Raw genomic sequence first — 15062 nt, 5'->3', positions numbered from 1 at the left:
GGCGACATACGCCCAGGTTATGCCCGCATACCCACCCAGTCTTGGGTCCCAGGACCCAACTCGGGCCGCCGGCACGGCAGCACCGCCCACGACTTGACCCCTCGCTGCGGCGGCTCCGCCTCGGCCGTACCCCACTCGCCCCCGCAGTCGCTGACGCATGCGGCGAGCAACCAGAGCGCGTCTCGGCGGCGGGCCGCGCAGAGGCTCACGTCGTCGGGGTCGGTGTGGCGCGGATGCTGGTCCCAGAGGACAAGGCGGAGAGCGCCCGCGCGGCAGCGGAGGGAGAGGTAGAGCTCCCGGCCCGGCGTCAGTTCGACTGCCGTGCCGATCAGTTCGGTGGCGGCGAGTACGGCCACGTCCGCGTACGGGGCGAGCCCGTGCACATGGAGCGCGGACCGGATCGCGGCGCGCGCGGTGGTCGCGCAATGAGGTTCACCGGGAAGGGTGAAGCTGTAGGCGAGACCCTCGGGGCGGGGCGGCCGGTTGCGGCGGCGGCCGGCGAGGCCCGCGTTGGCGAGGACGGGTTGGGCCACCGGGCAGTGCGTGGCGCGCGTGAGTGGCATGGGTGTCTCCCTCGGACGGGGCGAGTCGGATCGTTGTCCGCGACGCGGCTGAGCAGTGGCTTGTCTCCCTGACGCGGGACCGCCCCTCCCAGGGAAGGAGTTGCGGGCAGGACCGCGTGATGCGCTTCCCACTCATCCGCGTGAGCGGCGCGTTACCGACTGTAGGGCATTGTGGGAGTACGTGTACTACTCTTCTGAGGGAGTCGTCATGCCGTGGTGGACCGGGTAAGCGCCCCATCGGCAGACTCGGATCATTCAGGCAGGAATGAGCGGGAGGGGCGGAATGCCGCCGAGGAGTTCACCCACGGAGCGTCAACGCCGCCTCGGCGCCGAGTTGCGGAAGATGCGCCTGGCGGCGGGTATGACCACGGAGTTCGCTGCCGGGCTGCTGGAAGTTCCTCGCACCAACGTGCCCAACATGGAGTCCGGCCGCTCCGGACTCAGCGTCGAACGCGTACGTAGACTTTCCGGCAACTACGGGTGCGAGGACAAGGCTCTGATTGATGCCCTCGCCTCGATGGCGGTGGCCAGAGGCAAGGGGTGGTGGGAGGCGTACCGGGGCGCCCTGCCTCAAGGGCTCCTGGACATCGCCGAGTTGGAGTGGCACGCCACGCGCCTGAGCACGCTCCAGACAGTTCACCTTCCGGGGCTGCTGCACCTGAGCGATTACGCACGCGCCGTGTTCACCGCCGTCCTCCCTCCGCTCGCCACGTCGGATGTCGAACTGCGTGTCGCCCACCGTCTTGAGCGCCGGCACGTGCTTGACCGGACCGACCCGGTGCAGTACGTCGGCTACGTACACGAAGCGGCGCTCCGTATGCAGTTCGGCGGGCGCCGGGCCACCCGCGAGCAGCTTCGGCATCTGTGCGCCATGTCCGAGCGCGAGAACATCGAACTGCGCATACTGCCCGTTCGGGCCGGGGCCTTCCCGGGCGCGGGTCATGCCGTCCTGTATGCCGAGGGGCAGGTGCCGCAGTTGGACACCGTTCAGCTCGACTCGGCCCATGGCCCGGTATTCAGCCACGCCGAGGGTGAACTCGCGAAATACCGCGCGCACTTCGCTTGGATGGAGACGCACGCTCTGAGCACCGAGGAGTCGCGTGACTTCATCCACGGGATCGCACACGAGCTCTGAGAGGTCGACATGTCAGAGATCCACTGGGAAGACGCCTTCTGCGGCGAGGGCAACAACTGCTTCCGCATAGGCACGGACGACGACGGCAACAGCTACATCTCCGTACGCGGCCAAGAGGACCACTACCTCACCGACAGCCGCGACGCCCTGCGCACCCTGATCCGCGAGATCAAGGCAGGGAAGGCCGATCACCTGCTCTGAACACGTGTGGGTGGCTCGGGCAGTCGCCCGAGCCCCATGTAGGTCTCGCCGCCGATGACATGTCGATCTTCTGTGACCTGCTGGTTCTCTGTTGTCTCACCGCGATGTCACCCAAGATCAGTCTCAGATCGATGCCATTTCCTCGGCGGAACGATGAGTCTGCGGCTGAGCCACCGAGCACGAGGACTACATGCGAGCTCAGATCGCGCACCGATGAGTTTCCCGCGCCGCGCCGGTCTGTACGCGTGAGACCGACTCACGGAAGGCTGGCGCCATGCGGAAACTGATCTACGGCATGAACCTGACCCTGGACGGCTACATCGCCGCGCCCGGCGACGACATCGGCTGGAGCGTGCCGAGCGACGAGCTGTTCCAGTTTTGGTCCGACCAGTTGCAGGCGACCGACCTGTCGCTGTACGGGTGCAAGCTGTGGCAGACGATGAGCTCCTACTGGCCGACCGGCGACCAGCAGCCCAACGCCACCCCGGCGCAGATCGAGTTCGCGCGCCGCTGGCGGGACATGTCGAAGGTGGTGTTCTCCTCGACGATCGACAAGGTCGACTGGAACACCCGCCTGGTCACCGGAGACGCGGTCGCCGAGATCACCCGGCTCAAGGCCGAGGACGGCGGCCCGATGGACATCGGCGGCGCGACGCTCGCCGGGGCGGCCATGCGGGCCGGGCTGATTGACGAGTACGTGCTGGCCACCGCGCCGGTCCTGGTGGGCGGCGGCACGCCGTTCTTCACCGCGCTGGACAGCTGGGTGAACCTGAACCTGGTGGAGACGCGGACGCTTCCCTGCGGCGTGATCCTGACCAGGTACGAGACGAGGCGCTGAGCGCCCGTCACGCGACTCGACCGCCTGCGGGGTCCACGCGAACGTGAACGCCACCAACTGGGGTGGACAGCCGGCAGTGCGGCTTCACATCCACCGCTACCGGACCCTGCTCAGTGGTCAAGATGTAATCCGGGATGTGCTTGCGGGCCTGCCCCTCCACAACGGCCTTCAGCAGGAACGGCTGAGCCACGATATGCCCCACGGAAGGGTCGAAGTCCGCAAAGAGCAACCGAGCCAGCTCAAGCCTCGACTCATAGATCACGTGGTCACGGGTCGTCGCCGACCAGTACGTGCCCGAATAGTGCTGCTGCCCCTTGTACCAGCGGAACGTCCGCCACGGGACCGCTGGACCGCTGTTCGCAACAGGTCGGCCGACGCGTCAGCCCATGCCCGCTCATCAGCGACATCACTGTTCCGTCGACGGAAACTGACCGTCACCATCACGCACCCCAGACCCCACAGGCGACCGCCGTGGTGCCAGGTGCCAGGCACCCGCCCTGGGTGACCCGGACTACCGCCCGAGCCACCCAAACGAGTGAAGCCCCTGAACTGCGAGTCTCACGGCGGCGGCATAAATGCCGCCGCCGTGCAATTCTCACTGAGATTATGCAGCGAGTTTTGAGACCCTACAAGCCACCCACACGGTTCGGAAACCTACGAGCTCTCCCCGCGCGGGAAGGAGACCTCCACGCGACGGTTCTTCTTGCGGCCTTCCTCGGTGCTGTTGTCCGCGATCGGGTACTGCTCGCCGTAGCCACGGATCTCGAAGGTGATCCCGGCGGAGCTCAGTTGCTGCTGCAGGACACCGTGCACGGCTTCGGCACGCTGCTTGGAGAGCACGTCTCCGTGTGCGGACGAGCCGAGGTTGTCCGTGAAGCCGAAGACCCGGACCTTTGCCGCGCCCTGCTTCTTGATCTCGTCGGCGATGGCGGCGATACGGGAGTTCGCGGCGGACGACAGCTTCGCGCTGTCCTTGCCGAAGAGGACCTCGGCCTGGAGCGCGAACTTCACGTTCTCGTTCGTGTCCTCGCGGCGCTCTTCACCGCCCTCGGACTCGATGACCGAGATGATGTCGAGCACCTTGGCCGGCGCGAGGGTGGCGCCCGCGCGGAGCTTGAGGCCGGGGGCGTTGCCGTCCACCTGGGGCGGTGGCGAGGTCGACTCGGTGCCGGGTGGCGTACTGGGGGTCTCGTCGGCGCGCGCGCCGGGTGCCATCGTGAACTGCACACCGGCGAAGAGCACGACGGCGGCGAGTGCCGTCGCCGCCGGGCGCCTGGATGCCCTGCGTGCGCGGGGCGTCGTCGTGGCACGCATCAGGAGATCTCAATCGTCGCGGAGGGCATCAGCGGCAGTTGGAGGTCGACCTGAGTCGTGGACGACGGCGGGGCCGGGAACTGGGCGAAGAATGTCTCGCTCCCACCGCCGTCGATGCGGCTGATGCCGGTCGTGGTCAGCGGGTAGCCGTCCGTGTCGCGCAGAACATAGTAACGCTTCTTCTCCGCTTTGTCCACCAGCGTCATACCCGCCAGGGACCGGCCCGTCCGCTTCACCTGCGACTCCGCGCCGTTCCACTGGACCGGGGCCGACTGGTCGCTGCCGCTGGTGTTCTTGATCGTCCCTGTCACCGTGAGGAAGCCGCCCTCATCACGGGTCGCGGTATGGATGACGAACTGGAACCCGTTGCTGCCGTTGATCGTTGCCAAGGTCTTGCTGGTATCGGGGACGGTGGTCCCGCCGCTCCCCTCACCGTCCTTGGGCTTCTCGTCACCAGGAGCGGAGGACGATGCCCCGGCGCTCTGCTCCTTGTTGTCCGCGTCGCCGCCCCCACAGGCTGTCAGGGAGATGCTCAACGCCACGACAGCGAGAGCGGCCCCGGCCGCCCTACGGGCCTTCGCCCCATGCCACAGACTCATTGATCCTGTTCCTTTGCGTTCACTCGCGGTGGTCAGTCCTGGGCCAGTCGGACGGAGAATAGATCGGCCGATTCCGGGAGCAGGTCGAGATGCTCCGGATCGATCTCCCACATAGTGCCGCCACATTCGAGCGAGCCCGGGGACACCTGCTCGGTGTCTTCCGGGTTGTCTTCTTCCGGCGGCGACTCGTCGCCCTCTGTGGGCGGATTCTCCTCATCCTCAGCGGGCTTGAAGGTGCACCCGGGTTCCACGACCGCGGCGGCCCATGCCTCGGCCTTGTCGTCCGCGGTTCCCGGCAGGATGGTGGCACCCATCGGCTTCTTGGTCTGGACATGCACCGTGAAGCCCCACCTGTCCCCCATGGCCCTGCAGCCGTCGCCCTCGTCCGACAGAACAGCCTCGTTCCGGTCAGCGAAGCGCGCCGCGGCCTGGCATCCGACCGGTGTGCCCATGGGGTCGCCGTTGAAGATGTCGTCCAAAAATTCGGGGTTCAGCAGATTCCCCAGATCCCCCAGGATGTTCAGGCTGACGAAATCGTCACGGGACTCCTGGGCTGCCGCCAAGGCCGCGGCGTCCGCCGCGGACTGCGCACCACTGTGTTTCGCACCGGCCTGACCGACCGTGAAGAGCGCGAGCGCGAGAAAGAGCAGGCCCGCCACCATCGTGATGTAGATGGGAGCGGCCTGCCCTGACTCGCGAGAATCGCTCATGATCAGCTGGCGTCGAGGATCTCGCTGACCTTGTCCGAAAGGCCGTTCGCGATGTCGTCTGCCACACCCGTGCCCACGATGGCCACGATGATCAGCGCCACCAGAACGATCACGCCCACGTACTCGACGGCGCCCTGACCCTTGTCGCTGCGGCGCTTCATCGCCGTGACGGCCGTGTTCGCCCAGGTGCCGACGTAGAGCTTGGCGTTGGTGGCGGCCTTCAGCGTGATGTTCGACATGGTGTTCTCCTCCGGTGTCGGCCGGCCGTGTACCGGCCGACTCGTACGAGTCTTTGATGTCGTTCGCGTTTCCGGCTTCCTCCTGGCCGGTCTCGCTGGCGACATGAGAAACGTACGCCGGGGAAGACCCCCGCAGCATGGGCCTGAGGGCCCAACCCAGGGCCCAAGGCGGGGATTGGGCCCCGGGTATCGCGGAGCCCGGCACAGCGGAGCCCGCCACGCCGGAGCCCGGTACCTCGGAGCCCAGTGCCTCAGAGCCCGGTACCTCGGAGCCCAGTGCCTCAGAGCCCGGTACCTCGGAGCCCAGTGCCTCAGAGCCCAGCGCCTCGGGGCACAGCGCCTCGGAGCCCGGCACGCCGTAGCCCGCCGTCCCGGACGCCCGGTCGTCTCGCGCGCGTTCAGCCATGGCTCGCCGACCCCCCGTGCGTCATGCCGTGCCACAGAGCGATGGCCTCCCCGCGGCTGCCCGCGTTGAGCTTGGCGAAGATGCGATTGATGTGGTTCTTGACGGTTTTCTGGCTGATGAAGCAGGCCGCGGCGATCTGCTGATTGGTCATTCCCGACCCGATCAGGTCCATGATCTCCACCTCCCGCTGGCTCAGTTCGGAGTACAGGGCCGCCGAGGCCCCGGACGATTGCCGCCCCTGAAGAGAATGTCCCACATTCGCTTGCGAAAGCGAAGGGTCTTGAGCAAATTGTTGTGTGTTCAACTCCGGATCAACCACGCCCGCCTGGACATTGGTTGGCGGAAGGTACGGCGGATGACCCGGGGGCATTGCATGTGCAGACGTAGACGTTTGCTCGGAAACGCTCGGCAAATAACCGGGGCCGGTGAACGCCGTACCCAGGCCCTCCGGCAGCTGCCCGCTCTCCGGTCGTCCGCCGGCGCCGCCCCGTACCGTCGCCAGCAGCGCGCTGGACGCGGAGTAGGTGAAGTGGGCCCTGCCCTGCTTGATGTCCCGTACCGCTTCGACCAGTTGGTCGGCCGTGAACTCGCCGTGGACGAGATAGCCGCCCGCGCCCAGTCGCAGGGCCTCGTGGACGATCTCGCTCTCACGGCTGTACGTCATCATCAGGACCGGGGCCAGCCGCACGAGATGGGGCAGGGCGGAGATCCCGTCCACCCCCGGCATACGCACATCCAGCAGGATCACGTCCGGCCGGTGCTGTACGGCCTGTTCGTACGCCTGGCGGCCGTCCTGGGCCTCCGCGACGACCTCGATGTCGTCGCGCCCGGAGAGCAGGACGGTGAGGCCCGCCCGTACCACGGGGTTGTCGTCGGCGACCACGACGCGCAGGGGCGGCGCGGCCGGCATCGTACGGGGGAAGTCGGGGAGCTCTCCGGATGCCGCCCGCGGTGCGGATGTGGGGACTCCGGCGGTCTGTTCCGAGCTGAGCGGTGTGGCGTGCGAGGACGTGTGCTGCGAGGCATGGGCCTGCTGGGTCCAGTGCTGCCCGGAAGTGCTGGAGATGTCGTCCGGCATGGCTGCGGCCTCCTCTCAAGTGTGGGGAAGAACAGATGGGTTGGTGGGTCGTCCTGGTCGGTTGTCGGCTCGGATCGGTTCAGTTCAGCTGAGGGACGGGGCTCTGTGGCTGCTGTCCCCCTCCTGTAGGTCGCAGGGCGTTGAGCGGCAGTTCCAGCCGTACCTCCGTACCCTTCGCGGCCCGGCCCCTGCCGATGCGGATACGCGCCCCGATGGAGGCGGCCCGCTCGACCATCCCGACCAGTCCGAAGTGCCCTGCCCGTCGCAGGTCGTTGAGGGTGGTGCCGGGCGGCAGGCCCTGGCCGTCGTCGTAGACGCTGATCCGCAGTACATCCCCGGCCACACCGGCCGAGACGGTGACGAATTCGGCCTTCGCGTGGCGCTGCGCGTTCTCCATCGCCTCGGTGGCGATGATCAGCGCGTGCCGGGCCACGGCGTGCGGGATCGGCGGTACGGTCGCGTCACCGAGCCGCCGGAAGGTGGCGGTGATGCCGTGGCGGCGGCCGAAGTCCTCGGTACGGGAGAGGAGTTCGCCCAGGACGTCGACGCCCCCGTCCAGCCCGGACTCCCGTCGCAGGTCCGACAGCAGCTCCCGTGATTCGGCGGCGGCGCGGCGCGCCGAGCGTGCCACCAGTTCTGCCTGGTGCTTGACGGTGCGCGGTTCCATCCGGTCCGCCGAGTTCGCCAGACCGTCCGCCGCCATGGCCAGGCCGTGCAGGGTCTTGGCCACCGAGTCGTGCATCTCACGGGCGAGCCTGGCGCGTTCCTCCTCGACCGCGCCGCTGACCGCGAGCCGGGCGCGGGCCTCGGTCAGCGCCTGGCTCGCGGTGCCGAAGCCGAGCATCAGATTGCGCAGGGTGCTGCCGATCGCGCCCGCCATGACGCACAGCCCCGGCAGCAGCAGCGCGTTGAAGCCCGCCTCCGCCTCGTTGTTGACGGCGTACGCCCCGGCGACGATCAGTGACTGGAGTACGGCGAAGAGCGCGGCGCCGCGCCAGCCGTACACCAGCCCGGCGAGCAGCGGGGTGCAGATGGTGACATACGCCAAGGTCGAGTCCGGGGACGCCGTGGCCAGCAGCAGGGCGCCGAAAAGCATGTCGGCGGCAAGCAGTGCGGGGTGGCGCAGCAGAAAGGGGCCGAAGCGCTCCCAGTCACGCAGCAGGACGTACGAGACCATGAAGGTGACCAGCACGGCCGAGCCGACGAGCCAGGTCGCCAGCCCCGATGCCGTACTCCTGAGGGCGAAGGGCGCGGCGAGCGCGATCATCGCGAGCCGGAAACCGAAGACCTGCCGGCACAGCGCCTGGAGGGCGTTCACCTGGATCGGCAGCGCCGGCACGTGCTTCGGGTCGGCGGTGGCCGAACGCGGCACCTCACTGCTGTTGCCGCCCGTGAGAATGAGGGTCTTCTGGGCCATGATGGGGGTCACCTCCCGTTCTGGGGATCGGGCTCACGCGTTATTGGTCGCCGGTGCTGAAGTCGCCGGTGCCGGGGTCGCCGTCGTGGGGTCACTGGCCGAGAATGTCCCCGAAGTTGACCCCGGAGCCGTAGTAGAAGCTGAGGACGATCAGCACCATGGTGGCCGGGAGCATGACCATCGTGACGACGAGCGTCGTCTTCGGTATCGCCTGGGCGGCCCGGCGCCGCGCGTTCTGCGCGTCGGTGCGGCGCATGTCGTTGGCGATCTGAATCAGGGTGTCCACGATCGGGGCACCCAGCTCCTCGCCCTGCTGGAGCGCGGTGACGAACATCGACACCTGCTCGGAGGCGTTGCGCTTGCGGAGCTGGTCGAACGCCTCGCGCCGGCTGACACCCATGTCCATCTGCCGCAGCGTGATACGGAGTTCGTCGGACCAGGGGCCCTTGTACTTCTCGGCGACGCGCTCCAGCGCCTGCCGGAAGCCGAGACCGGCGGAGACGACGACGGCGAGGACGTCGAGGAAGTCGGGCAGGGTGCGCTCGATGTCGTCCTTCCTGCGGGCGATGTGCGAGCGGATGATGACGTCCGGCCACACCAGGCCGTACGCCAGGGCCACTATCGCGATGATCGGCTGTCCCCGCAGGACGAGCGCCAGCGCGGCGAACGCGCCGAGGAAGCCGTAGACAGCGCGCCGGGCGGCGAAGCGGTCCACCGTTATACCGCCGGGGTTGCCCGCCATGTCGAGGCGGCGGCGCAGCGCGTCGACGCGCTTGGGCCCCATCATGCGGAGCACGGACGGGGCGTAGCGCATTCCGAGCCGGTCGATGCCGGAGCCGACGGCGGTGGTGCGGGTGGCGCCGACCTCCAGCGCGACGGCGAGGTCGCCGGGCAGTTTGGCGTCGGCGCGATAGATACGGACGCCCTGGAAGACCCCGTAGACGGACAGTCCGACAACGACGGCGAGCAGCAGACCCATCATGTTCTCTCTCCTCCTTCCTCGGACCCGGACTCAGACCTGGACTCGGGACATGCGCTGGATCAGGAAGAAGCCCACGCCGTACATCGCGAAGGACACCACGACCCCGGCCTGGCCGAGCACCGATCCCGTCATCTTGTCCAGCGCTCCGGCGGACATGGCGTTGATCACCAGCAGGAAGCCGAGTCCGAGCATCGGCACCGCCACGGCGGTGACCTTGATCTGCGAGAGCATGGTCTTGACCTCTCGGCGGGTTTCCTTGCGCTCGTCCAGCGTCTCCGTCAGGTTGCGCAGCGAACTCACCACCTGGCCACCGGCCCGGCTGGAGAGCACCAGCGTGGTGACGAGGACGACCAGCTCGCGCGAGGGCAGCCGGTCGGCCAGCTCGCCGAGCGCGTCGTCCATGGAGTGGCCGACGGAGAGTTGGTCGGCGACCTTGCGCAGTTCCTCGCCCGCGGGGTCGTCGAGTTCCTCCGCCGCCATCGCCAGGGCGGTACGCAGCGCCAGTCCGGCCTGGGTCGCGTTGGCGAGCACGCGGGTCAGCTCGGGCAGCTGGTTGATGAAGGCCTCCGTGCGCTTGGTGCGCTGCCAGTTGAGGAAGGCGTTTCCGCCCCAGACGCCGATCAGCGCCGCGAGGATGCCGAAGAACTGGGCGAAGATCGCGCCGATGGTGAAGTACAGCGCGAGCAGCCCGGCCACGACGTACACGAAGTACTCGCCGGGTGTCAGATCGAGGCCCGTCACCGCGATCTTGCGCTCGATGCGCCTGCCCAGCTTCGTCGTACGGAGCCACTGGTCGATGCCGACGAAGCGCCGGCGGCGGCCGGAGGCCGTGTTGATCTGTCCCGTCTGGGACATGCGCGCGACGAGTACCTGCCGCTGGGCCTTGCCCGACGAGTAGACGTGCACGCCGATAACGGCGAGCACACAGGTGAGCAGCGTGACGCCGATCGTCAGGAGCGGAAGATTATCCATGTCGTGCGGGACCTTCTCGGTGGACGAGGTGGAGAGTGGAGAGGGAACGGTGGGGAGGGAGGGGAGGGAGGGGACGGTGTCGCTGCGGGGCGACGTCGGACCGGTTCAGGCCGCCGATTTGCGCACGGCCAGCTCCTCCTCCGCGACGGCGACCCCGAAGGCCGGAGGGACGGGTTCGCCCCTGAGGTAGAGCCGATCGGCGATCCGGCGCGGCAGCGGGTAGTACTCGAACTTCCCGTGCACCCGCCCGTCCGAGGACATGGGCTGGGCGATGTAGCGGCAGACGGAGACGATCCGGTACTCCTCGCGGCCGTGCGAGTCCACGATGGCGATCTCGGTCACCCGGCGGGAGCCGTCGGCGTGCCGGGTGAGCTGCACGATGACATCGACGGCGCTGTTGATCTGGTCCTTGATCGCCACGAACGGGATCTCGACCTCCGACATGGAGGCCAGGGTCTGGAGTCGCATCAGCGCGTCCTCGGCGCTGTTGGCGTGGACGGTGGCGAGCGAGCCGTCGTGACCGGTGGACATCGCCTGGAGCATGTCGAGCGTCTCGCCGCCGCGGACCTCACCGACGATGATGCGGTCGGGGCGCATACGCAGGGAGTTGCGGACGAGGTCGCGGATGGTGACCTGGCCCTTGCCCTCCACGTTCGAGGGGCGGCTCTCCAGCGTGATCACATGGGACTGCTGGAGCTGGAGCTCGGCGGAGTCCTCGATGGTGACGATGCGCTCGCCGTCGGGGATGAGTCCGGAGAGGGCGTTGAGCAGCGTCGTCTTGCCTGTGCCGGTGGCGCCGGAGACGATCACATTGAACTTCGCGCGCACCAGACCCGACAGCAGGATCATCATCTGCTCGTCGAGCGAACCGAGGCCGATCATCTCCTGGAGGGTGAAGGCCCTCGGGAAGCGCCGGATGGTGAGGATCGGCCCGGTCAGCGAGAGCGGCGGAATGATCACGTTCACACGCTCGCCGGACGGCAGTCGGGCGTCGACCATCGGATTCGCCTCGTCCACACGGCGGTTGACCGTGGAGACGATGCGCTCGATGGTCTGCATCAGCTGTTCGTTGGAGGTGAACCGCATCGGCAGCTGTTCCAGCCGGCCGCCGCGCTCGACGAAGACCTGGTCCGCGCCGTTCACCATGATCTCGCTGATGGAGGCGTCTTCGAGCAGAGGCTCCAGGATGCCGAGACCGAGGGCCTCGTCGACGACCCGGCGGATGAGCTGGGACCGCTCGATGGTCGAGAGGACCGGGCCTTCCCTGCTGATGATGTGGCTCAGGACCCGCTCAAGGCGGGCCCGGCGCTCGGCCGCGGCGAGCGCGGACATCTCGGCGAGGTCGATCTCCTCCAGGAGCTTGGCGCGGTAGACCCCGACGAGGAGACTCTCCTCGCTCTGCCCGTTCGTCGGCTCGGGGCTGTTGATGCGCGCCCGCAGGCTCATGTCCTCAACTCCCAGGTTCTGCTGGTGTGCTCGGGTGGTGCGGTGATGCGTCGGTGTGGTGGTACGTCCGCGACCGGCGTGCGGTCGGCCGGACGGCCGGGTCAGTCGAGGGGCATGGTGGCGCTCCTCTTGGCCTCGCCGAGATCGAAGACCTTGGGCAGGAGGGCCGGGATCTTGACGTGCGCGGTCAACGTCACCTCGTCGCCGCTTATGACCGGTTCGTCGATGTCGACCGTCAGCCAGTCGCTCGTCGCGGCCTCGCCGGCCGTTTCGGACGACATGCTGGCATCCTCGTACGTCTCGGCGCGGGCCGCGGCCCGCGCCGCCGTGCTCGCCTGCTGTACGGCGTACCCGGCCAGCCCGAGCTGGATCGCGGCGAGGGCGATGAAGAGCAGCAGGGTGATGACGCCGACGTATTCGAGGGCGATCTGTCCGCGTTCGCGCGCGTCGCGTGCTGTGCGCTTCACCATGGGTCAGCTCTCCCTTATGGCGGAGGCCCGGCCCGGGACCGTGACCGGGATGTTGAAGCCGGGGAAGAGCACCGGCACTTCGAGATCCACCTGGGCCTTCACCAAGTCTGCTTCGGGGTCGTACTGACAGTCGATCCGGGCGTTCGCGCTCCACGCCTTGGGAAGGTCCTCGGCCCCGACCCGCTTGCAAGCGTCCGTGCGCGACTCCGTCTCGGCGACCGTGCCCGCCCGCACCGCCTCGTCCGCCGCGTTGCCCGCGAGCGAGAAGGTGTAGCCGACCAGGGCGGCCTGCCAGAGCAGGATCACCGTGGCCAGGATGATGGGAACCATGCCGACGAACTCGACGGCGAGCTGACCCCGGTCGTCACGCCGCCACGCACCGCGCGGCCGGTCCTCCGGGAGCCGCCGCTCAGCGCGCGAGTGGCTGTCACCCGGCCGCGTGGCCCGGACCTCTTCGTATCGTCGTACGTCTGTACTTGGGACACTCATGCTTCAACGCTCCCCCTCCGGCTGGTGGGCTGGCCTCATCAGTCGTGCCGGCTCGATCGTCCGCGCGGGACATCGACCGATCCGCGGACTCACTTGAACTTGCTGTTCTTCTCCCCGCCTTCCGGCGTTTTCACCAGTCCCAGCTCCCCGGCCAGCCCCCACATCGCCTGCTTCACCGTGGACTTGGACTCCAGGTCCTGCATCCGGCCCGCGTCGACGGCGGCCTGCAGTTCCTTGAAGTTGGCCGGGATCGTCACCCGTGCGACGCGGGTGCTGGTGATCCGTTCGATCAGCGGCGGCTGGATCTCGGTGTTGCGCATGTGGCGGTTGACTACGATCATGGTCTCCTCCGCCTTGCGGATCTGGAGCCGGTCCCACAGCCGCACCATGCGCTTGGCCGCTCGGACCGACACCACATCGGGGGTCGTCAGCAACAAGGAGGTGTCGGCCATCTCGATGGCCGCGGCGTTCGCGCTGTTCATCTGGGTGCCGCAGTCGACGACGACGACCTCGTAGCGGTTGCGCAGCGCGCTGACGATCTGCCGTACGGACCGTTCGTTGACCTCCTCGCCGCGCTCCCCCTCCCCCGGCGCCAGCAGCATCCCTATCCCGCTCGGGTGGATGTAGACCGCGTCCTGGAGCACCCGGGGGGATATGTCCTGGATGGAGGCGAGGTCCACGATCGACCGCCGGAACTGCACATCGAGGTACGAGGCGATGTCGCCGGCCTGGAGGTCGAGGTCCGCGAGTGCGGTGTTCATGCCGGACGCGCGGGCCGCCAGGGCCAGTTGGACGGCGACCATGGTCGTACCGACGCCGCCCTTCGCGCCGCTGACGGTGACGACCGTACCGCCGGGGCCGGTGAACACGTCGGCGCCCTGGCCGAGATGGCGTCGTACGCCCACCGACCAGGCCGCCGCCGCCTGTACGCGCTGGGCGAGTTCCTCGTACGAGAGCGGCAGTCCGACCAGACCGCGGGCGCCGGAGTCCATCGCGGCCGCGAAGAGGCCGGGGCTGGCGTCCGTGCTGACGAGGATGACCCCGACGGCCGGGAAGCGGAGGGCCACTTCCCGGATCAGTTCGAGTGCCGGTACGGGACCGATCCGCTCATGGACCAGGACCACTTCCGGCAGCTCGTCGATCGACTCGGCGGCCAGCCTGGCCAGGGTGTCGATCAGGGAGGTGGAGTCACCGACGGGTGCGGCGGGCTCGGCGTCGGGGAGCTGGCTGAGCAGCGTCGTGATGGACCGGGCGGCATCGGCGTCCCCGACGACCGGCAGGATTCTGGTGCTCATACGTCCCTCACTTGTCCCCTTCGAGGGTGTAGGTGTTCTCCCCCGGGCGCAGCGTGGTGGGGCTGCCGTCGGCGAGGAGCGCGAGGCGTACATGCTTCGCGAAGGACTCGGCGTACGCGACGCGCTGGGCGTCCTTGGTCTTCAGCGCGAAGGTGATCGGCACCGCTTTGGTGGCCGCGCTGCGGTTGTTGTTGCTCTCGTCGGGCTGCAGTGCGGTGAGCTTGCCGACGTCGAGGACCTTGGCGTTGGAGACGATGATCCGCGACTGGGACTGGGAGTCCTGGTTGTCGGCGGCGAAGGTCGCGAAGATGTTGACCAGGTCGCCGGGGAGGATCTTCCCGGCGACACCGGTCGACGCGTCGATCATGATGGCGATCTCCTGCTCGTCATTGGCGAGCGCGGGCCGCTGGACGATCATGTCGTCCTGGAGCAGCGAGCCCTGCTTGAGCTGGGTGACGGCGATCTTTCCGTTGACGACGGCCAGATCGGTCACCGCGTTCTCGGAGAGCCAGCGCTTCGGCATGCTGATCTTCTCGAACTGCCCCTCGCTGAGCGCGGTGTACGGCGCGACATCCGCCTTCAGCCGGTACGCGGACACCTCCGGTCCGACCTTCGAATTCACGTCGCTGATCACGGAGAGGACACCGGCGAACGCGGCGAAGGCGCAGAGGACCGAGAGAAGAAGGAGTATGACGCCGCGGCGTTGCCGTGAATTCATGAGCGGTACAACCTCGTTCGTGACGTGAGTGTGAGGGCGGAGTGTGAGGGCGAAGTGTGAAATCGGTGCGTGAAGCCGGAGTTGGGGAGTCTGACGTGCGGATGGGGGTACCGGGAGTCGGGGGAGGAAACGGGGTCCTGGGGCCGGAGTTGCGCGAAGTGAGCGCTTCCGGCCGCACGCGGCGACGCGC

The 15062-nt window shown here is 68.1% G+C and carries 17 protein-coding genes and 1 pseudogene; 3 read left to right on the top strand and 15 right to left on the bottom strand.

The genetic code is table 11. From position 1 onward, the window contains the following. Positions 1–17: 17 nt before the first annotated feature. The gene (locus ACIRQP_RS04665; protein WP_403883399.1) at positions 18–563 is read right to left on the bottom strand and encodes an ATP-binding protein; all 546 of its coding nucleotides are present in this window, start codon (positions 561–563) and stop codon (positions 18–20) included. A 283-nt stretch (positions 564–846) separates the two neighbouring features. Here ACIRQP_RS04665 and ACIRQP_RS04660 point away from each other — a divergent pair, with 283 nt between their 5' ends. The 3 genes from ACIRQP_RS04660 to ACIRQP_RS04650 all read left to right on the top strand — a co-directional run bounded on the left by ACIRQP_RS04660 (position 847) and on the right by ACIRQP_RS04650 (position 2737). Continuing rightward, entirely contained in the window at positions 847–1698 is an 852-nt protein-coding gene (locus ACIRQP_RS04660; protein WP_403883396.1) for a Scr1 family TA system antitoxin-like transcriptional regulator, read from the top strand. A gap of 9 nt (positions 1699–1707) precedes the next feature. Further along, positions 1708–1899 (top strand): hypothetical protein, encoded by a 192-nt coding sequence (locus ACIRQP_RS04655; protein ID WP_403883393.1) that lies wholly within the window; start codon positions 1708–1710, stop codon positions 1897–1899. 274 nt (positions 1900–2173) lie between these two features. Beyond that, positions 2174–2737 (top strand): dihydrofolate reductase family protein, encoded by a 564-nt coding sequence (locus ACIRQP_RS04650; protein ID WP_403883390.1) that lies wholly within the window; start codon positions 2174–2176, stop codon positions 2735–2737. A 7-nt stretch (positions 2738–2744) separates the two neighbouring features. On the opposite strand, the pseudogene ACIRQP_RS04645 reads toward ACIRQP_RS04650, so the two are convergent. The 14 genes and pseudogenes from ACIRQP_RS04645 to cpaB form a co-directional block, all read right to left on the bottom strand. Beyond that, a pseudogene (locus tag ACIRQP_RS04645) lies at positions 2745–3023 on the bottom strand (hypothetical protein); the annotation flags it as partial. A 368-nt stretch (positions 3024–3391) separates the two neighbouring features. Then, on the bottom strand, positions 3392–4051 hold the full coding sequence (locus ACIRQP_RS04640) for an OmpA family protein (RefSeq protein ID WP_403883387.1): 660 nt from the start codon (positions 4049–4051) through the stop codon (positions 3392–3394). Next, positions 4051–4650 (bottom strand): hypothetical protein, encoded by a 600-nt coding sequence (locus tag ACIRQP_RS04635; protein WP_403883384.1) that lies wholly within the window; start codon positions 4648–4650, stop codon positions 4051–4053. The genes ACIRQP_RS04640 and ACIRQP_RS04635 overlap by 1 nt, the downstream gene beginning before the upstream one ends. 32 nt (positions 4651–4682) lie before the next feature. Beyond that, positions 4683–5360 (bottom strand): pilus assembly protein TadG-related protein, encoded by a 678-nt coding sequence (locus ACIRQP_RS04630; protein WP_403883381.1) that lies wholly within the window; start codon positions 5358–5360, stop codon positions 4683–4685. Positions 5361–5362: 2 nt separating this feature from the next. Next, complete coding sequence (locus ACIRQP_RS04625) at positions 5363–5599, bottom strand: hypothetical protein (RefSeq protein ID WP_030353018.1); 237 nt, start codon at positions 5597–5599, stop codon at positions 5363–5365. A 398-nt stretch (positions 5600–5997) separates the two neighbouring features. Continuing rightward, positions 5998–7083, bottom strand: a complete 1086-nt coding sequence (locus tag ACIRQP_RS04620) for a response regulator (RefSeq protein WP_403883378.1) — start codon at positions 7081–7083, stop codon at positions 5998–6000. Between the two features lie 79 nt (positions 7084–7162). Next, positions 7163–8500 (bottom strand): sensor histidine kinase, encoded by a 1338-nt coding sequence (locus ACIRQP_RS04615; protein WP_403883375.1) that lies wholly within the window; start codon positions 8498–8500, stop codon positions 7163–7165. Between the two features lie 91 nt (positions 8501–8591). Continuing rightward, positions 8592–9479: a DUF5936 domain-containing protein gene (locus tag ACIRQP_RS04610; RefSeq protein ID WP_403884355.1), complete on the bottom strand. Its 888-nt coding sequence runs from the start codon at positions 9477–9479 to the stop codon at positions 8592–8594. Between the two features lie 33 nt (positions 9480–9512). Next, positions 9513–10454 (bottom strand): type II secretion system F family protein, encoded by a 942-nt coding sequence (locus ACIRQP_RS04605; protein WP_403883372.1) that lies wholly within the window; start codon positions 10452–10454, stop codon positions 9513–9515. Between the two features lie 105 nt (positions 10455–10559). Next, entirely contained in the window at positions 10560–11900 is a 1341-nt protein-coding gene (locus ACIRQP_RS04600; RefSeq protein WP_403883369.1) for a CpaF family protein, read from the bottom strand. A 101-nt stretch (positions 11901–12001) separates the two neighbouring features. Then, a complete protein-coding gene (locus ACIRQP_RS04595) occupies positions 12002–12370 on the bottom strand; it encodes a TadE/TadG family type IV pilus assembly protein (protein ID WP_403883366.1) in 369 nt (122 codons plus the stop codon). Between the two features lie 3 nt (positions 12371–12373). Next, complete coding sequence (locus tag ACIRQP_RS04590) at positions 12374–12859, bottom strand: TadE/TadG family type IV pilus assembly protein (protein WP_403883363.1); 486 nt, start codon at positions 12857–12859, stop codon at positions 12374–12376. An 89-nt stretch (positions 12860–12948) separates the two neighbouring features. Then, on the bottom strand, positions 12949–14154 hold the full coding sequence (locus tag ACIRQP_RS04585; RefSeq protein ID WP_403883360.1) for a CpaE family protein: 1206 nt from the start codon (positions 14152–14154) through the stop codon (positions 12949–12951). Positions 14155–14161: 7 nt separating this feature from the next. Continuing rightward, positions 14162–14872: a Flp pilus assembly protein CpaB gene (gene cpaB, locus ACIRQP_RS04580; RefSeq protein WP_403883357.1), complete on the bottom strand. Its 711-nt coding sequence runs from the start codon at positions 14870–14872 to the stop codon at positions 14162–14164. Positions 14873–15062 lie beyond the last annotated feature (190 nt).

Origin of the sequence: Streptomyces sp. NPDC102274, assembly GCF_044766385.1 — a bacterium.
GTDB lineage: Bacteria > Actinomycetota > Actinomycetes > Streptomycetales > Streptomycetaceae > Streptomyces.
The sequence above is the reverse complement of the archived record's forward strand: the minus strand, read 5'-3'. Positions and strand labels throughout refer to the sequence as shown.